Origin of the sequence: Plantactinospora sp. ZYX-F-223 (assembly GCF_039649625.1) — a bacterium.
Classification (GTDB): Bacteria; Actinomycetota; Actinomycetes; order Mycobacteriales; family Micromonosporaceae; genus Plantactinospora.
Window position 1 is genome coordinate 23,384 of record NZ_JBDJAV010000038.1, and the last position, 16,963, is coordinate 40,346.

A 16,963-nucleotide genomic window follows, 5' to 3' on the forward strand; every position below is an offset into this window, starting at 1 on the left:
CACCCCGGTGGGCCCGAATTCGGCGCGGGATAGGCTCGCCGGCGTGGAAAAGCGGAGATTCCCGCGGTTGAACCGCGAGGTCGGCGTGGTCGGGCTCGGCGCCTGGCAGCTCGGTGCCGACTGGGGCCAGGTCAGCGAGCCCGAAGCCCTGGCAGTGCTGACCGCCGCCGTCGAGGACGGAGTCACCTTTCTGGACACCGCCGACGTCTACGGCGACGGGCGCAGCGAGCAACTGATCGGCCGGTTCCTGCGCGAGCGGCCCGACGCCAGGCTCACCGTCGCCACCAAGATGGGCCGCCGGGTGCCGCAGACGCCGGAGGCGTACGTGCTGGAGAACTTCCGGGCCTGGACGGACCGGTCCCGGACGAATCTCGGGGTCGACGTGCTCGACCTGGTGCAGTTGCACTGCCCGCCCACACCGGTCTTCTCCACCGACGCCGTCTACGACGCCCTGGACACCCTGGTCGCCGAGGAACGCATCGCGGCGTACGGGGTCAGCGTGGAGACCTGCGACGAGGCGCTGGCCGCGATCGCCCGCCCCGGGGTGGCCAGCGTGCAGATCATCCTCAACGCGCTGCGGCACAAGCCGGTCGAGCGGGTGCTGCCGGCCGCCCTCGCCGCCGGGGTCGGCATCATCGCCCGGGTGCCGCTCGCCAGCGGCCTGCTCTCCGGCCGCTACGACGAGCACACCACGTTTCCCAGCGACGACCACCGCAACTACAACCGGCACGGGGAGTCGTTCGACGTCGGCGAGACGTTCTCCGGGGTGGACTACGAGACCGGGCTGGAGGCCGTACGGCGGCTGCGCCCGGCGGTGCCGCCGGGAGCCACGATGGCGCAGTTCGCGCTCCGCTGGATCCTCGACCAGCCCGGCGTCACGGTGGTCATCCCCGGCGCCCGCAACGCCGAACAGGCCCACTCGAACGTCGCCGCCGCCGCGCTCGCGCCGCTGTCGGCCGAGGCGACCGCCACGGTGGACGCGGTCTACGCCGAACTGGTCCGCCCGCAGGTGCACGACCGCTGGTAGTCGATCGGCCGAGCGTGCGGCGTGCCGCGAGGCGACGTGCGTTCCGGCCCGCCGTGCGGTTGGCTGAGTGCGACGGGTTGGCCGCGGAACGGATGTGACCGGCTCGCCGCGGAGCAGACGTCACCGGCTCGCCGCGGACGCCACGACCGGTTCAGCGCGGAGCCGGTGCGACCGGGTCGGCGCGGAGCCGGTGCGACCGGTTCAGCGCGGAGAGACGCGACGTCGTCGCGGGGAGGAGCGAGACAGATGAAAGGGTGGCTCCCGCTCACGCTCGGGCTGCTGGCCGTCGTCGTCGGCGCAGTGTGGACGTTGCAGGGGCTGGGTCGGCTCGGCGGCAGTGCGATGACCGGCGAACCACTCTGGGCCGTGATCGGGCCGGTGGTGGTGGTCGCCGGGCTCGTGCTGGTGGTGCTGGGCCTGCGCGCCCGCAGCCGGGGCAGGCCCTCCTGACCGGCGCACCGGTGCCGCCGGGTCGCACCGGATACGCGTCGAGCCCCGCGGGGCGCGGGGCTCGACGTGGATCCCAAAGCAATCGAAACTCGGGCCGGCGGGGGCCGGCCGTCACGGAATCAGATGGGGCGAACCTGCTCCGCCTGCGGCCCCTTCTGGCCCTGAGCGATCTCGAACTCCACCCGCTGGTTCTCCTCCAGCGTGCGGTAGCCGCTGGTCTGGATGGCCGAGAAGTGGACGAACACGTCAGCACCCCCGCCGTCGACGGTGATGAAGCCGAAGCCCTTGTCTGCGTTGAACCACTTCACGGTTCCCTGCGCCATGTGTATCTCCTTCTAAAACTGGCGGCCGAGCACGCCGTGCGGCCGGTTGGCCGTTTTCGAGCAGCGGCGCCTTGGAGTCGGCCCCCACCAAGGAGGACTTCCCTCGACCCACGCCATCTCTCAACAGCGTGGAACAGCAAACCACGTACGCAAAAACTTCGCATAGCCTACCCGACGAAATTCTCCGACATGTGACCTGAGAACGCGTCCCACGGCCCCGGAGGCATCGACGGCACGGGCTGGCGACAGCTCCGCTAACCGGACGAAACCGGATCAGCCCGCGAACTCTCCCCGGACTCGTCGCGCACCGTCGCCGACGGTTCGACAGCACCGTCGCGGCCGCCCAGGGCGACCGCCAAGACGGCGCCGAACAGGCAGAACAGCGCCGCAGCAGTGAACATCTCGGCGTACTCGATCCGGAGCGCGTCGCGTACCGCGGCCGTGTAGTCGGCGACCCGCTGCTGGTAGACGGCGCGGTCCACACCGAACGGCAACGGGGTCACCAGGTCGGCGGTGAGTTCCTGGAACCGGTGCAGCCCCCATGCGGTGACTCCGGCGACCCCGAGCAGCATGCCCACCATCCGGGCCACCACCAGAGCGGCGGCGGCGACACCGTGCTGGGCCGCCGGCACCGCACGGAGTACCGCCGAACTCAGCGGTGCGATGACCAGCCCGAGACCGAAACCGGCCAGTACCAGATCGGTGTCGAGCCGGGGCAGTCCGACCGGCCCGATCGGGTACCGGGCCGCCAACGGGTCGACCGGCCAGCCGGCGATCAGCAGGTAGCCGAGTACGGCCAGCGCCAGACCGCCGACGGTGACAGCACGGTCGCCGAGGCGCCGGGCGAGCAGCCCGCCGAGCACCGCGCCGACCGGCAGCGCCACCAGGAACCGGGTGAGCAGCAGCGCCCCCTGCACCGCGTCGCGCCCGAGTACGGTCTGCGCGAAGAGTTGCACGTCGACCAGGGTCACCAGCAACGCGGCACCGGCCAGGGCGCTCACCCCGAGGGCGACCAGGAAGGGCCGCATCCGTACCCCGGCCGGATCCAGCAGCCGGATCCGGGCCCTGGCCTGCCAGAGCAGGAACGCGCCGAACACCACCACCCCGGCCCCGACGGTGACCGGACCCCACGGCGGCAGCAGCGAACGCGCCGGATCGGGGTTGTAGAGCCCGACCACCAGCAGCCCGAGCGCCACCGCCAGCAGCAGCCCGCCGACGACGTCGACCCGCTGCCGGGCCGCGTCCGACCGGACGTCCCGGCCCGGCAGCGTCAGCCGGACCACCACGATCGCCAGCACCGCGAGCGGCAGGTTCACCCAGAAGACACCGCGCCAGCCGACCAGCGTGGCGAGCCCGGCGCCGTAGAGCGGACCGAGCACGCTGCCCAACTCCTGGGCCGCGCCGACCAGCCCCAGGGTCAGTGCCCGGCGCCGGGCCGAGCCGAGGTCGGAGACCAGCGCCATCGTCACCGGCAGCAGGGCGCCACCGGCCAGACCCTGTAGCCCCCGCCCGGCGACCAGCAGCGGCAGGCTGTCGGCGAGCGCGGCCAGCACCGAACCGGCGGCGAAGCCGGCCAGGCAGCATTCGATGACCACGCGCCGGCCGTACCGGTCGGAGAGCCGGGCGAGCAGCGGCATCCCGGCGACGTAGCCGAGCAGGTAGCCGGTGACCACCGGAGTGGCCCGTTCCAGCCGGTTGACCGGGACCCGCAGGTCGCCGAGGATCTCGACCAGCAGGGTCACCACGACGTACGCGTCGAGGGCGGCGAGCAGCACCGCCGCGCCACCCACCCCGATCGCGAGCCGGCGACCGGCCCGCGCCACGGGCTCAGGGGACACGGATGGTGACCGGAGCGTCGTACTCCGAGAAGGTCACCGTCACGGTCCCGGTCTGGCCGGGCACCGGGAACCGGGCCCGGTGCAGCAGCCGCCGGTCGGCACCGATCCAGAGCGTGCCGGTGACGTCCGCGCTGACCCCCGGCACCAGGTTGCCGAGCGCGGCGCCGGGCAGCGTCCCCTCGATCCGGTACGTGTCGACCCCGTCGACCTTCTCCCGGCCCTCGGTGGTACCGGTGGCCTTGCCGACCAGGTTGGCGACGCCACGGTCCGGGGAGAGGATCGCGGTCGGGTCGTAGATCGCCGCCGCGGTCGCCAGCGGCAGCTTCTGCCAGCCGCCGGTCAGCCCGTTGACGTGCAGGGTCTCGTCCTTGACCACGAACGACAGTTCCAGCGGCAGCCCGCCCTGCTCGATCTTGGCGGTCCCCTGGGCCTCGCCGGCCGCGGTGATCACACCCTCGGCGGCGCTGATGCCGAGGCTGTCGGCCGCGCCCTCGGTGGCGATCGCGAACCGGGCGGTCTTCACCGTGCCCAGCTCGGTCGCCGCGCTGGAGAGGAGTTCGGCCGCCTCGGGCAGGGTCGTGGAGTTCTCCGCGCCCCCGGCCGGGTCATCGGCGCCCCGGTCGGTGCAGCCTGTGGAGACGGCCAACAGCAGGCTCAGCGCACCGGCGAGCACGAGGGATCGACGCATAACCCGAAGCGTACTCACGACGGATGGACCGTCGGCGGCGATCCGCCCCGGACGGCTCCGGAGTCCGCCGACTCAGTCGGGCCAGCGGCCGGTCAGCCGGCGTACCCCGATCGCGCCGCCCCGGTCCACGGCGGCCCGGACGACAGCGAAGATGGCCCCCTGCAACGCGGCAGCGGCGAGGATCTCGCCCCAGCCCCGGTCCTCGTCGATCGCGTCCGGCGCCTCGCCGTCACCGGCCGTCAACTTCCAGACCTGCCGGAACACCGCGCCGGCGGCCACCCCGGCGGCCATGCCCAGAAGTATGCCCACCGGCCGGTAGGCCACCTTGCTGACTGTCCTGCTCACCCACGTCTCCCTCGTGCCACCAGCACCACGACCGCCAGCGCCAGCGCCCCGGCCGCGAACACGGCCCAGGACACCGGATGGCGCAACGCTACCGAACCGGCGTCGTGCACGGAGGACCGGACGCTCTCGGTGGTCTGCCCGGCCCGCTGCTTCACCCGGTCCCGGGTCTGCGCCGCCGAGCCCTTGATCCGGGCCTTCACGTCCGCCTTGGCCGCCAGGGCCTGCACCGTCTCGCCCAGCTCGGCCCGGGTCTGCCGGATCTCCTCCCGGAGCGCCTCCGGGTTGCCGAAGCCGTTGCTGCGGGTCATCCCTGTCCCCTGTCCCGGACCGCCGAGGCCACCGTACGCACGTCCGCGCGCAGACTGTCCGCCGTGGCCTTCGGCATCGGCGGCACCGCCCGGCGTACCTGGCCCCGGCCGACCAACGCGAAGATCCCGGCCAGGAGGAACAGTGCCCCGGCCACCACCAGCGCGGCGGCCCAGGCCGGAATCACCACTGCCAGTCCCAGCACCGCGGCGGCCACCAGGACGCCGAGTCCGCAGAGCGCCAGCGCGCCGCCACCGCCGAAGAGCCCCACCCCGATCCCGGCGTGCTTGCCCTTCTCGGCCAGCTCGATCCGGGCCAGCGCCAGCTCGTCGCGTACCAGCCGCGACACCTGCTCGGTGGCGCGCTGCACCAGCTCCGCGGTGGACTGCTCCGCGACCGGTCGAGCGGAGTCGCGTACGACATCGGCCATGCTGTCCTCCTATCCCGGTTCCTGGGCTGTATGCCCCGGTCGCCGGTGGTTCAATCCTGCCGACGGTCCGTTCGCGCCCGGTGTCCGTTCGTCGCGCCCGTCCCGAGCCGGGCGGACGGCTGGCCGGGTGCGGCGGAGGCGGAGATGCGTCCCGCCCCCGCTGTGGTTAGTGTCCGCCACCGAGCGTCCCGATGGCGGCCGATCCGGCAGGTCAGCGGCCCGACCCGCGCCACTCAGCGCGGCGGCGCCTCGGCCGGCTCGTCGGGGCCGACGAAGGCACTGCTCCGGGCCTCGCCGTCGTCGGTACCGCCGAAGAGCCGGGCGTCGTCCGGCGGCTCGTGCTCGGTCGGCCGGCTGTCCGCGGCGGCACCGGGCACCGGGCGGCTCGGCTCGACCCACTGCCAGGGCAGCCGGCCGGAGGCGTCGCCGACCTCCGTGCGCAGCCGGGGCAGCGCGGTCGGCCGCTGGTCCCGCAGCCAGCCGACCAGGTGCTCCCGGACCAGGCAGCGCAGGTCCCAGAGCCTCGGCGCGTCGGCGGCGCTGACCAGGGCGCGCAGCCGGACCATCCCGCCGACCGCGTCGGTGACCTGGAGTACGCAGGTCCGCCCGTCCCACAACTCGGTCCCCTCCACCAGCCGGCGCAACTCCTCCCGCATCGCCTGCACCGGCACCGACCAGTCCACCTCGAACTCTGCGGTGCCCAGCACGGCGGCCTGGGTACGGGTCCAGTTCTGGAACGGCTTGGTGGTGAAGTACGACGTCGGCAGGATCAGCCGCCGGTCGTCCCAGATCTGCACCACCACGTAGCTCAGGGTCAGCTCCTCGATCCGGCCCCACTCCCCCTCGACCACCACCACGTCGTCCAGCCGGACCGCGTCGCTGAACGCCAGTTGCAGCCCGGCGAAGACGTTGCCGAGCACGCTCTGCGCGGCCAGCGCGGCGACCACTCCGATCACCCCGGCCGAGGCGAGCACGCTGGCGCCGACCCCGCGCACGCTCGGGAAGGTCATCAGCATCACCCCGGCGGCCAGCACCACGATGACCGCGATGGTGACCCGGCGCAGCATGACGATCTGGGTCTTGATCCGCCGGGCCTGCCGGTTGTCCGGCACGTCGAGCCGGAACCGGGCCAGCGCGGTGTCCTCGCTGACCAGCAGCAGCGAGGCGACCAGCCAGGCGGTGGTGCCGATGACCGCCAGGACGAGCAGGTGCAGCAGGGTCCGCCGCCACGGCGTACCGATGCCGTAGCCGGTGCTGAACCGCACGCCGAACTGGATCGCCAGCACGGTCGCGGCCACCTGGAAGGGGCGGTGCGAGTGCTCGGACAGCTCGCTGAGCAGCACGGACCGTCGGCCGAGCCGGCGTACGGTCCGGTGCACCACCTCCACCACGGCGAGCGCGAGCAGCGCCGCGCCCACCGTCGCGATGACCGTCCACAGATAGCTGTCCACCAATGTTCTTCCTTCCACGCCGAAGCCGGGTGCCGCTGCGGGATGTCTCCCGAGCCGCACCCGGCGGGGCCACGAACGCGCGGGGCCAAATACGTAGAATGCCCCAGAGAGTCCTATGAGTCCAGGTCAGACCTTCCGGTACCTCGCCTGCACCAGGCAGAACACGGCGAACGCGGCGATGCCGAGCGCCACCAGCGTAAGCAGGATCGACCCGTACGCCTGCTCCCGCAGCGTGTGCAGGGCGGCGTCCAGGCCCCGGGCCCGGTCCGGGTCGTAGTTCACCGCGGCCGTCACCACCAGCAGCCCGGCGATGCCGTACGCGATGCCCTTGGCGACGTAACCGGCCACGCCGAGCCGGCGGGCCAGCGTGCGGGTCTGCGGGCTCATCTCACCGGTCTTCAGGTGCCGCTCGAACCTCTTGACCGCGCCGTACCAGACCAGCCCGATACCGAGGGCGGCCAGGGCGAGGCCGATCACCCCGACCAGCAGCCGCCCCCCGGACGAGGCCATCAGGTCCTCGGTCAGCGCCTGCTGCTTGTCCGCACTGGACGAGTTCGCCTGCTGCACCACCTGGTAGGCCGTCCAGGCGAAGTAGAGGTAGACGAGGGTCCGGCCGAGCGAGGTGAGCCGCTCGACGACCCGCTCGCGGCCCCGGTATTCCCGGTGCCCGATCGCTGCCTCGAACGCCTGCCAGATCGCCATCGCGAGCAGGCCGACCCCGATCGCACCGACCAGGAACCCGCCGAGCGGCTGCGCGGCCAGGGTACGCAGTGCGCCGGACTGGTCGCCGTCGTCGGCCGGCCGGCCGAAGGCGATCTGCAATGCCAGCCAGGCGAAGAGCAGGTGGACGAGCCCGTAACCGACGAAGCCGGCCCGGGCGAGGATTTCCAGGGGCTTGCTGTTGGCGGCGCGGGCCGCGCTCGCTCCGGCGGTAGAAGTCGCTGACATGGGCGTGTCAATGACCGATCGGGACGATTTCCAAACGTCCGGGCGCCGGAGGCGCCTCCACCGGGGCGGTGGCCGGCGGTGGCGGATCGTCCCGCCACCGCCCGCCCAGGTCACACCTCAGCCGGCGTTGCGGCCGATCCGCACCACCACCTGCTCCTGGTCGGCGCTCTGCACGGTGGCGTACAGGCCGCCGACCTCGGTGGCCTGCTGGCCGACGGTCAGCGCCAACTGCTCACCGGCGACTTCGATGGTCACCTTGTCGCCGTCGACGCCGATCAGCTTGGCCTCGACCCCGAGGATGCTGGTCTGGGCGTCGACGCCCTGCTTGAAGGTGACGGTGCAGGCGTCCAGCCCGCAGTCTGTGGTGGCGCCCTCGGAACTACAGCCGGCCAGGACGGCCACACCGAGGGCCAGGCCGGCGAGGAGACCGGCGGCACGACGGACGGTGGTCTTTTGGCGGTACGGGGGATTCGTCACCCCACCAAGGGTACCCGGAGTGATCCAGGCAACGGCCCGGCCGAGTTTCCGGCAACGGCCGATATCGTGCCTGCCATGCCGTTCGAGATCGCCCGGGTCCGGGCCGCCTACCCCGCCCTCGCCGAAGGATTCGTGCACTTCGACGGGGCCGCCGGCACCCAGGTGGCCGCCCCGGTCGCCGACGCGGTGGCCGGCACCATGCGGACCGCGGTCGCCAACCTGAGCAGCGCACACGTCCCCGGGCAGCGCTCCGGTGAGCTGGTGGCGGCGGCCCGGGCGGCGGTCGCCGACCTGGTCGGGGCGACCCGGGACGGGGTGGTCTTCGGGCCGAGCGCGACCGCGCTGACCTACCACGTGGCCCGGACGCTCAGCCAGGCGTGGCGCCCCGGCGACGAGGTGGTGGTCTCCCGGCTCGACCACGACTCCAACGTCCGGCCCTGGGTGCAGATTGCCGAGGCGACCGGCGCGGTGGTCCGGTGGGCCGAGTTCGACCCGGAGACCGGCGAACTGCCGGCCGGGCAGTACGCCGACCTGGTCGGCCCGCGCACCCGGGTGGTGGCGCTCACCGCCGGCAGCAACGCGATCGGCACGGTGCCGGACGTGGCCGGGATCGCCGCAATCGCACACGCAACCGGTGCGCTGGTCTACGTGGACGGGGTGCACGCCACCCCGCACGGGCCCACCGACGTCGCCACGCTCGGCGCCGACTTCTACGTGACCAGCGCCTACAAGTGGTCCGGCCCGCACGTCGCCGCCGTCGTCGCCGACCCGGCCCGCTGGGCGGAACTGCGCCCGGCCAAGCTGCTGCCCTCGCCCGACCGGGCACCGGAGCGGTTCGAGCTCGGCACGCCGAGCTTTCCGCTGCTGGCCGGGATCCGGGCCGCCGTCGACCACCTGGCCGGGCTGGACCCGGACGCCACCGGCGACCGCCGAGCCCGGGTACGGGCCGGTCTCGCCGCCGCACTGGAGCACGAGAACCAGCTCTTCGCCCGCCTGCACCGGGGTCTCGCCGAACTGCCCGGGGTGACCGTCTACGGCTCGCCCCGGCACCGCTGCCCGACCGTCTCGTTCCGGCTCGCCGGCCAGACCCCGCAGCAGACCGCCGCCGCGCTCGGCGAGCGCGGGGTCTGCGTCTCGGCCGGCGACTACTACGCGTACGAGTACTTCTCCGCGCTGGGCCTGCGGGACAGTGGCGGGGCGGTCCGGGCCAGCGTCTACCACTACAACACCGCCGACGAGGTCGACCGGCTGCTCGCCGAACTCGACCGGCTGGTGGTGGGCGGGGTCACCGACAGGGCCGGGCTGGTGAGTGGAGAATTGCTCCGGTGAGCTCACTCGTCGAAGAAAATCCCGCCCGCCGCCGCTTCGAGATCCTGGTCGACGACGCCCTGGCCGGCTTCATCGGCTACCGGGTCGAGTCCGGGACGATGGTGCTGGTGCACACCGAGGTCGACAAGCAGTTCGAGGGGAAGGGTGTCGGCAGCGCGCTGGCCCGGGGCACCCTCGACCAGCTCCGCGACCGGGGCGAGCGGGTCCGGGTCACCTGCCCGTTCCTGCTCTCCTTCCTGGAGCGCCATCCCGAGTACGCATCGGTGGTCGCCGACGGCTGATTCCCGCCCGGGGGTGCGGCGGTCGGGTCCCGGCGACGGGCTACCGTCGTACCCGTGGCGGAGCCGGAAGTGCGCACGACGGGCCGGGCGGGTCGGTGGATCACCGTGGTGGTCGTGGTGGTGGCGCTGGCCGCCGTCGGAGTCGGCGTGGGGGTCTGGCGGGGCTGGTTCGCCGACCCGTCGGTCTCGGACGCGCCTCGGGCCCGGGCCGGCACCGTGCAGACCCTGGTCGCAGACCTTGAGGCGCCCTGGGGACTCGCCTTCCTCCCCGACGGCTCGGCACTGGTGACCGAGCGGGACAGCAAGCGGGTCCTCCAGGTCTCCGGCGGTACGGCCCGGGAGGTGGCCCGGATCGAGGAGGCGGCACCGGCAGGCGAGGGCGGCCTGCTCGGCCTCGCCGTCTCCCCGGACTACGCCACCGACCGCTGGGTGTACGTCTACTACACCGCCGCCGACGACAACCGGGTCGCCCGGCTGCGCCTCGGCGAGACGGCTCGGGAGGTCGTGCTGAGCGGCATCCCGCGCGGCTCGCGCACGCACAACGGCGGGCGGATCGCCTTCGGGCCGGACGGCATGCTCTACGTCGGCACCGGGGACGCCGGGGACCGCGACGCCGCGCAGGACCGGAACAGCCTGGCGGGCAAGATCCTGCGGATGACCCCGGACGGCCGGCCCGCTCCGGGCAACCCGTTCGGCGACACCCTGGTCTACAGCTACGGCCACCGCAACGTGCAGGGGCTCGGCTGGCACGCCGACGGGACGATGTACGCGGCCGAGTTCGGCCAGAACCACTACGACGAACTCAACCGGGTCACGCCGGGCGGCAACTACGGCTGGCCGGAGGTCGAGGGCGACTCCGACGATTCCCGGTTCGTCACCCCGGTCGCCACCTGGGGTACCGCCGAGGCGTCCCCGAGCGGGCTGGCGGTGGTCGGCGACCGGGTCTGGCTGGCCTGCCTGCGCGGGCAGCGGCTCTATCGGATCGGCACCGACGGGCAGGACGCCGAGGCGCTGCTGACCGGCGAGTACGGCCGGCTCCGGCACGTCGCCCCGGCGCCGGACGGGTCGCTGTGGGTACTCACCTCGAACCGCGACGGGCGCGGCTCGCCGGAGGACGACGACGACCGCATCCTCCGGCTGGTTCCCTGACCGGCCCGACCGACCCGGCTGCCGGCGGGCCTAGATCGCGTGTTCCGGCGCGGGTAGGTCGGTGAACGGGAAGCGGAGTCGGAAGTCGGGCCAGGGCACGCTGAGCCGCAACCAGTCGCCACCACGGCCGGCGTCGACGCCCAGCTCGGCGATCTGACCGAGATCGGCGAGCGAGCGCCGGGCCTGCTCCTCGGTGACGCCGGCCGCGCCGGCCAGGCTGGTCAGGCTGGTGCTGACCACGCGGCGCCGCCATCGCCGCCGGGTACGCGCAGCCAGCCGCCGGATCGCGATGGCCACCAGCACGGCCTGGTCGTCCCGCTGTGCCCGGGCCTCCAGCTCCCGCTCCGCCTCGGAGAGCGGCAGCACGTCCAGCGGATCGCGGTCCAGCCGGGGCGTGACCCACGGATCGTCGCCCTCCTCGTCGTTCAGCTCGAAGAGGCCGAACTCCGCCAGGCAGAGCAGCAGCTCGCCGACGGTGTGCGGGACCGGCACGTCGCGCCGCCGGCACATCTCGGCGAACAGCTCGATCCGGGTGGCGCGGATCCGGACCATCCAGGCGTAGTGCTGCCGGGCGTTCAGCTCGGCGTCCTCGGCGTCCCGGCCGGCGCGGCGCCACCGGGCCCGGTCCACCCACTCGTCGACGCTGCCGGGATCACACCACGCCGAGCCTTCCCAGGGGACGATCGTCGACCAGGCCGACCGGCGGAACCGGGAGTCCCCGGGCACGACGGTGAGGTAGACGAAGGCGCAGGGAAGCCACCTGATCCAGGACGGGGTAAGGGCGGCCCGCTGCCAGCGAGGGGTCACCGGAGGAACGATACCGCGACTCGCCGTGAACGTGGGGGCACCCTTGGTGACAGCCGCGGTACGGATCGGGTGTCGTCCCGGCGGTCCGATCAGGACCGTCCGGCGAGCACCTCCGCGGCGGCCCGGCCGGTGGCCCGAGTGGCGCCGTAGGTGGCCAAATGCACCCGGCCGGTGACGATCGAGGGTACCCCGAGCTCCACCACCACAGCGTCCGGGCGGTCGGCCAGGATCCGGCGCACCGCCGCCGCCATCCAGTCGTGCCGGTGCAGGTCGCGGACCACCAACACCAGTGGTCGGCCGGCCGCCCCGGCGAGCGCCCCGGCCGGCGGGACACGGTCGGCGGCCAGGTCGTCGGCGGCCAGCCGTACGGTCGTGGTGCCAGGCAGCAGGGCGGCCAGCGGGGCACCTACGCCCCACGGGGTCTCGGCGCCGATGGCGATGTTCCGGGGCGGCTCGAACTCCAGCACGTGGGCCGGGCCGGTCAACGGCAGTACGGCCGGGCCGGCACCGTCGGTCAGCCGGACCGCGCGGCGTGCGGCGGCCAGGCCCAGCGGAGAGCCGTCCGGGCCGGCGGGCGTCCACTCGGCGCGCTGGGCCCGGGCGGCACCGCTCCACGCGGCCAGCAGGCCCACCCGCTTGGCCGCCTCGACCAGGCGCTCCTCCGGCAACACCCCGGCGAGCACCGCGTCGACGATCGCGTCCCGCAGCCGCAGGGCGTCCGCCTCGTCGGCGTGCTCGCCGCCGACACAGATCGCGTCGGCCCCGGCGACCAGGGCCCGGACGGTCGCCCCGGCGAAGCCGTACCGGTCGGCGACCGCGCGCATCTCGATGCCGTCGGTCACCACCACACCCTGGAAGCCCAACTCCTCGCGCAGCAGATCGGTCAGCACCCTCCGGCTCAACGTCGCCGGCCACTCCTCGTCGACCGCCGGGACCAGCAGGTGACCGGTCATCACCGCCTGCACTCCGGCGTCGATAGCCGCCCGGAACGGCGGCAGCTCGCAGGCGTCGAGCCGCGCCCGGGAGACCGCGATCCGGGGTACGTCGAGATGCGAGTCGACGCTGGTGTCCCCGTGCCCGGGGAAGTGCTTGGCGCAGGCGGCGACCCCGGCCGACTGGAGGCCGCGTACCCAGGCGGCGGTGTGCCGGGCGACCAACCCCGGGTCGGCGCCGAAGGAGCGTACGCCGATCACCGGGTTGTCCGGATTGGCGTTCACGTCCGCGTCCGGCGCGTAGTTCAGGGCGATGCCGGCGGCGGCCAGCTCGGCGCCGAGGTCGCGGGCGACCGCCTCGGTCAGCTCGGGGTCGTCGACCGCGCCGAGCGCCAGGTTGCCCGGGCGCGAGCTGCCGAGCCGGGACTCCAGCCGGGTGACGTCGCCGGCCTCCTCGTCGATCGCCACCAGCACGTCCGGCCGTTCCGCCCGCATCGCGTCGGTCAGCGCGGCGACCTGCCCGGCGTCGACCACGTTGCGGGCGAACAGCACCACCCCGCCGAGCCCTTCACCGAGCCACCGGCGCACCCAGTCCGGCGGTCGGGTGGTGCCGACGAACCCGGGCTGGAGCACCGCCGCCGCCAGACTGGACAGGTTGTCCGTCGTTCCGCTCATCCCGCCGGTTCCCCCCGCATCTACAGTGGACAGCCGCCGCCCTGGTAGCGGCGGGTGCTGCCATGGTCACACCACCTCGACAAATAGTCAATAAACCTTCCTATTAGCCGGAACGGGCCCGGACGTGCGACATGGCCGCCGGTGACGTGCGACAGTGCTGGAATGCAGTCGAGCATCCCGGAGACCGCGCCGCGCCTCACCGAACTGCCGCACCGCCTGCTTGCCGCCGAGGAGACGAGCTGGTTCGACATTCCGGGCGTTCGGATCGTGGGCGCCATCCTCGGCACCGTGCTGCTGGTCGCCGCCCTCCGGTCGATGTTCGGTCGCCGCTAGGCGGTCGATCTTCGCTCGCAATCCGGTGGCCGATCTTCGGTCGCAGTCGGGCGGACGACCGCCGCCGCACGGCCCCTCCGCCGCACGGCTCCTCCGCCGCGCCCGCCCGGCGCTCCCCGACATGACCTGTGCGGCGGACTGTCGAGCTGGGCGCACGAACGGGGCACGGATCGAGACCCCGCAGCGCGATCAGCGCGACGAACGCGGACATGAAGCGGCACACGCGGCACAGACGCGGAGCACAAACGCGGCCCAGAGGCGACACAGACGCGACGCGCAGACGGACCGAGGCCGTCTCGACCGGTCGGATTTCCGATAAGCGCGGTTCCGCTGCGCGTACTAACATCGACGATTGTCGTGGCATCGGCAGACGACGCCGCAGCTCACGACCACTTCAGCGCCAGAGATGGTGGCATGAGATGCCGTGCCGAGCCGATGGTTGACCCCGCCCACTCCAGGAGTCGAGAATTCCAAGACGGCGACGGCGAGTGACGCCAGCCTGACCGTGCGTTCGTCGAGCTGCATTGGAGCGTTGATGGGGAGGCTCAGCATTCCCTCCCTGCCGGAGGGGCCGATCCGGGAGTTCTACGAACGGCTGCACACACTGCACCAGGTGGCGGGCCAACCCAGCATGCGCGCCCTGCACCATGGCACCCGCACCGCCACCCGCCCCCGGGGGATCAACGCGACCTCGATCCACGCCGCATTCGCCCGGCCACGGCTGGCGCGGTGGGACGTGGTCAGCGAAATCGTCCGGCTGCTCGACGGTGACGTGGGCGAGTTCGCGGAGCTGTGGCAGCAGGCCCGGCACCGGGAGTTGAGCGCGGACGTGCCGCCGGGCACGGTGCTCGGGGCGTACCCGAAAGAGGTTGGTGGATCGTGGCCGGCAGACCGGTCGGGCGGCGCGGTGCCGCGCGAGTTGCCGCCGGACCTGCGGACGCTCTCCGGCCGAGAGCGGCAACTGGCCGAACTCGACACCGTGCTCGACGCCGGCACGGAGGCTGGTATGACGATGATCATCGTTCTGACCGGGCCGCCCGGCGTCGGCAAGACCGCGCTGGCCGTGCACTGGGCGCACCGGGTCGCCGACCGGTTTCCGGACGGACAGCTCTATCTGGACCTGCGCGGATACCACCCGGTACCGCCGACCCGGCCGACCGACGCGCTCGCCGGGCTGCTCGGCGCGCTCGGCGAGGACGCCGCGACCCTGCCTCCCGGGCTGGCCAGCCGGGCCGCCCGGTTCCGCACCCTGCTCGCCGACCGGCGGATGCTGGTGGTGCTGGACAACGCCGGCTCGGTGGACCAGGTACGCCCACTGCTGCCCGGGACCGGTCGGTGCCGGACCGTGGTCACCAGCCGGGACAGCCTGGCCGGTCTGGTCGCCCGGCACGGGGTACGCCGGCTCGACCTTGACCCGCTCGCGCCGCGCGCGCCGCCGTTTCGGGGCGGGCCCCTCGGGGTACCTCCGGCGACCGATGAAGCTGCCACCCCTGCACGCCACCCGGCTCCGCCGTACCGCCCGGCACCGATTCGGCTGGCGATCGTTGCGCCCCGACCAACTCACGGCGATGCGTGCGGTGATGCGCCGCCGGGACGCTCTCGTCGTACTGCCGACCGGGGCCGGAAAATCGGCCGTCTACCAGGTACCGGCGACGCTGCTGACCGGACCGACGGTGGTGATCTCACCGCTGCTGGCCCTCCAGCAGGACCAGATCGCCGCGCTCAACGACCGTGACCAACCGGAGCTGCGCGCGGTACGGATCAGTTCGGCGGAGAGCCGCGCGCAGCAGGCCGCCGCCCTGGACGAGATCCGATCCGGCCGGGCCCGATTCCTCTTCACCACCCCCGAGCAGCTCAGCAACCCGGAACGGCTGGCCGAGGTACGCGCGCTGCGCCCTGCCCTGGTCGCGGTCGACGAGGCGCACTGCATTTCCGCCTGGGGGCACGACTTCCGCCCCGACTATCTGGCGCTGGGACACCTGATCCGCGAGTTGGGCCGCCCGCCGGTGGTCGCGCTGACCGCCACCGCGTCGCCGCCGGTCCGGGACGACATCGTCGGCCGGCTCGGCCTGCGCCGGCCCCGGGTGGTGGTCTCCGGACTGGACCGGGCGAACCTGTTCCTGGAGGTGGCGAACTGCGCCACCGAGGACTATCGGTGGCGGCGACTGCTCGCGCTGCTCCGCGCCGAGTCCCGCCCGGGCATCGTCTACGTGCCGACCCGGCGGGCCGCCGAGGAACTCGCCACGCGGCTGACCGCCGCCGACTTCCCGGCGAAGTACTACCACGGCGGGATGCCGGCCGGCGCCCGCGAGGAACTGCACGAGGACTTTCTCGCCGACCGGGTACCGATCATGGTCGCCACGTCGGCGTTCGGGATGGGCATCGACAAGTCGAACATCCGCTGGGTGGCGCACATGGCGCTGCCCGACGCGCCGGACAGCTACCTCCAGGAGATCGGCCGGGCCGGCCGGGACGGCGAACCAGCCCGCGCACTGCTGCTGTGGCGGGCCGAGGACCTCGGGCTGCGCCGCTACTTCACCGGCGGCGCCCCGGACCCCGAGGAGCTGCGCGACCTCGCCGCGCTGCTCCGGGACGGGCCGACCACCCGGACCGCGCTGCGCGAGCGGACCGGGCTCGGCGCCCGCAAGCTCGGCCAGCTCCTCGCCCTGCTGGAACAGGTCGGCGCCGCCGACACCCGACCGGACAACCGGCTCGGCAGCCCCCGGTACGCCCCGAAGCCCGTCGACGCGGCCACCGCCGCGCTGGCCGAGGCGGATCGGCAGCAGACGGTGCAGCGGTCGCGGACCGACATGATGCGGGCGTTCGCCGAGACCCGGAGCTGCCGGGGGCAGACCCTGCTGGCCTACTTCGGCGAGCGGCTGCCGAAACCCTGCGGGCACTGCGACAACTGCCACGCCGGACTGGACGCCGCCGCACCGGGAACCGGCACCCGGAACGGTACCGGTCGGCGCAGTGATCGTAAGGGCCCAGGAGCCGACGGGCCCTTTCCGGTACACAGCGCGGTCCGGCACACCGAGTGGGGCTCCGGGATGGTGCTCGGCTACGAGGACGACCGGATGACCGTGCTCTTCGACGAGGTCGGCTACAAGACCCTCTCGGTGCCGGTGGTCAGCGAGCAGGGCCTGCTGGAGCCGCTAGACGACTGATCTACGG

18 protein-coding genes and 1 pseudogene are annotated in these 16,963 nt (G+C 73.3%); 8 read left to right on the forward strand and 11 right to left on the reverse strand.

Annotated features, from left to right (window positions below):
* The first annotated feature begins 43 nt into the window (after nt 1–43).
* Together AAH979_RS31265 and AAH979_RS31270 are read left to right on the forward strand one after the other, a co-directional pair.
* On the forward strand, nt 44–1,027 hold the full coding sequence (locus AAH979_RS31265; RefSeq protein WP_346261729.1) for an aldo/keto reductase: 984 nt from the start codon (nt 44–46) through the stop codon (nt 1,025–1,027).
* 246 nt (nt 1,028–1,273) lie between these two features.
* The gene (locus AAH979_RS31270; protein ID WP_346261730.1) at nt 1,274–1,477 is read left to right on the forward strand and encodes a hypothetical protein; all 204 of its coding nucleotides are present in this window, start codon (nt 1,274–1,276) and stop codon (nt 1,475–1,477) included.
* A 119-nt stretch (nt 1,478–1,596) separates the two neighbouring features.
* Here the strand turns inward: AAH979_RS31270 and AAH979_RS31275 are convergent, their stop codons facing one another.
* The 9 genes from AAH979_RS31275 to AAH979_RS31315 all read right to left on the reverse strand — a co-directional run bounded on the left by AAH979_RS31275 (nt 1,597) and on the right by AAH979_RS31315 (nt 8,283).
* On the reverse strand, nt 1,597–1,800 hold the full coding sequence (locus AAH979_RS31275) for a cold-shock protein (protein ID WP_007075740.1): 204 nt from the start codon (nt 1,798–1,800) through the stop codon (nt 1,597–1,599).
* A gap of 254 nt (nt 1,801–2,054) precedes the next feature.
* Entirely contained in the window at nt 2,055–3,638 is a 1,584-nt protein-coding gene (locus tag AAH979_RS31280) for an MFS transporter (RefSeq protein WP_346261731.1), read from the reverse strand.
* Nucleotides 3,628–4,326 carry an LppX_LprAFG lipoprotein gene (locus tag AAH979_RS31285; protein ID WP_346261732.1) on the reverse strand — a complete coding sequence of 233 codons (699 nt, stop codon included), beginning with the start codon at nt 4,324–4,326 and terminating at the stop codon, nt 3,628–3,630. The genes AAH979_RS31280 and AAH979_RS31285 overlap by 11 nt, the downstream gene beginning before the upstream one ends.
* 72 nt (nt 4,327–4,398) lie before the next feature.
* Nucleotides 4,399–4,671, reverse strand: a complete 273-nt coding sequence (locus AAH979_RS31290) for a DUF4235 domain-containing protein (RefSeq protein WP_318397304.1) — start codon at nt 4,669–4,671, stop codon at nt 4,399–4,401.
* Nucleotides 4,668–4,979: a DUF3618 domain-containing protein gene (locus tag AAH979_RS31295; protein WP_346261733.1), complete on the reverse strand. Its 312-nt coding sequence runs from the start codon at nt 4,977–4,979 to the stop codon at nt 4,668–4,670. The genes AAH979_RS31290 and AAH979_RS31295 overlap by 4 nt, the downstream gene beginning before the upstream one ends.
* On the reverse strand, nt 4,976–5,407 hold the full coding sequence (locus AAH979_RS31300; RefSeq protein WP_346261734.1) for a phage holin family protein: 432 nt from the start codon (nt 5,405–5,407) through the stop codon (nt 4,976–4,978). The genes AAH979_RS31295 and AAH979_RS31300 overlap by 4 nt, the downstream gene beginning before the upstream one ends.
* Nucleotides 5,408–5,640: 233 nt before the next feature.
* Complete coding sequence (locus AAH979_RS31305; protein WP_346261735.1) at nt 5,641–6,858, reverse strand: mechanosensitive ion channel family protein; 1,218 nt, start codon at nt 6,856–6,858, stop codon at nt 5,641–5,643.
* A 126-nt stretch (nt 6,859–6,984) separates the two neighbouring features.
* Entirely contained in the window at nt 6,985–7,806 is an 822-nt protein-coding gene (locus AAH979_RS31310) for a DUF1206 domain-containing protein (protein WP_346261736.1), read from the reverse strand.
* Nucleotides 7,807–7,923: 117 nt separating this feature from the next.
* Entirely contained in the window at nt 7,924–8,283 is a 360-nt protein-coding gene (locus AAH979_RS31315) for a hypothetical protein (RefSeq protein ID WP_346261737.1), read from the reverse strand.
* Between the two features lie 75 nt (nt 8,284–8,358).
* On the opposite strand from AAH979_RS31315, the gene AAH979_RS31320 reads away from it, so the two are divergent.
* From AAH979_RS31320 to AAH979_RS31330, 3 genes are read left to right on the forward strand one after another with little or no spacing between them, the layout of a single operon-like run.
* A complete protein-coding gene (locus tag AAH979_RS31320) occupies nt 8,359–9,612 on the forward strand; it encodes a cysteine desulfurase-like protein (RefSeq protein WP_346261738.1) in 1,254 nt (417 codons plus the stop codon).
* Nucleotides 9,609–9,893: a GNAT family N-acetyltransferase gene (locus tag AAH979_RS31325; RefSeq protein WP_346261739.1), complete on the forward strand. Its 285-nt coding sequence runs from the start codon at nt 9,609–9,611 to the stop codon at nt 9,891–9,893. Before AAH979_RS31320 ends, AAH979_RS31325 begins: the two co-directional genes overlap by 4 nt.
* Nucleotides 9,894–9,947: 54 nt before the next feature.
* Nucleotides 9,948–11,042, forward strand: a complete 1,095-nt coding sequence (locus AAH979_RS31330; protein WP_346261740.1) for a PQQ-dependent sugar dehydrogenase — start codon at nt 9,948–9,950, stop codon at nt 11,040–11,042.
* A gap of 30 nt (nt 11,043–11,072) precedes the next feature.
* Here AAH979_RS31330 and AAH979_RS31335 read toward each other — a convergent pair whose 3' ends face one another.
* Nucleotides 11,073–11,849, reverse strand: a complete 777-nt coding sequence (locus AAH979_RS31335; protein ID WP_346261741.1) for a DUF6042 family protein — start codon at nt 11,847–11,849, stop codon at nt 11,073–11,075.
* Between the two features lie 89 nt (nt 11,850–11,938).
* Entirely contained in the window at nt 11,939–13,456 is a 1,518-nt protein-coding gene (locus tag AAH979_RS31340) for a glycoside hydrolase family 3 protein (protein ID WP_346261742.1), read from the reverse strand.
* Between the two features lie 162 nt (nt 13,457–13,618).
* On the opposite strand from AAH979_RS31340, the gene AAH979_RS31345 reads away from it, so the two are divergent.
* The 3 genes and pseudogenes from AAH979_RS31345 (at nt 13,619) to AAH979_RS31355 (ending at nt 16,956) form a co-directional block, all read left to right on the forward strand.
* Nucleotides 13,619–13,789: a hypothetical protein gene (locus tag AAH979_RS31345; RefSeq protein ID WP_346261789.1), complete on the forward strand. Its 171-nt coding sequence runs from the start codon at nt 13,619–13,621 to the stop codon at nt 13,787–13,789.
* A gap of 631 nt (nt 13,790–14,420) precedes the next feature.
* A pseudogene (locus tag AAH979_RS31350) lies at nt 14,421–14,993 on the forward strand (ATP-binding protein); the annotation flags it as partial.
* A gap of 271 nt (nt 14,994–15,264) precedes the next feature.
* Nucleotides 15,265–16,956: a RecQ family ATP-dependent DNA helicase gene (locus AAH979_RS31355; protein WP_346261743.1), complete on the forward strand. Its 1,692-nt coding sequence runs from the start codon at nt 15,265–15,267 to the stop codon at nt 16,954–16,956.
* Nucleotides 16,957–16,963 lie beyond the last annotated feature (7 nt).

What these genes read in the sequence shown, in the direction of transcription:
- AAH979_RS31320 (WP_346261738.1), top strand. Translation starts at nt 8,359, where the DNA reads ATGCCGTTCGAGATCGCCCGGGTCCGGGCCGCCTACCCCGCCCTCGCC.
- AAH979_RS31295 (WP_346261733.1), bottom strand. Translation starts at nt 4,979, where the DNA reads ATGACCCGCAGCAACGGCTTCGGCAACCCGGAGGCGCTCCGGGAGGAG.
- AAH979_RS31270 (WP_346261730.1), top strand. Translation starts at nt 1,274, where the DNA reads ATGAAAGGGTGGCTCCCGCTCACGCTCGGGCTGCTGGCCGTCGTCGTC.
- AAH979_RS31310 (WP_346261736.1), bottom strand. Translation starts at nt 7,806, where the DNA reads ATGTCAGCGACTTCTACCGCCGGAGCGAGCGCGGCCCGCGCCGCCAAC.
- AAH979_RS31300 (WP_346261734.1), bottom strand. Translation starts at nt 5,407, where the DNA reads ATGGCCGATGTCGTACGCGACTCCGCTCGACCGGTCGCGGAGCAGTCC.
- AAH979_RS31275 (WP_007075740.1), bottom strand. Translation starts at nt 1,800, where the DNA reads ATGGCGCAGGGAACCGTGAAGTGGTTCAACGCAGACAAGGGCTTCGGC.
- AAH979_RS31340 (WP_346261742.1), bottom strand. Translation starts at nt 13,456, where the DNA reads ATGAGCGGAACGACGGACAACCTGTCCAGTCTGGCGGCGGCGGTGCTC.
- AAH979_RS31345 (WP_346261789.1), top strand. Translation starts at nt 13,619, where the DNA reads ATGCAGTCGAGCATCCCGGAGACCGCGCCGCGCCTCACCGAACTGCCG.
- AAH979_RS31285 (WP_346261732.1), bottom strand. Translation starts at nt 4,326, where the DNA reads ATGCGTCGATCCCTCGTGCTCGCCGGTGCGCTGAGCCTGCTGTTGGCC.
- AAH979_RS31355 (WP_346261743.1), top strand. Translation starts at nt 15,265, where the DNA reads ATGAAGCTGCCACCCCTGCACGCCACCCGGCTCCGCCGTACCGCCCGG.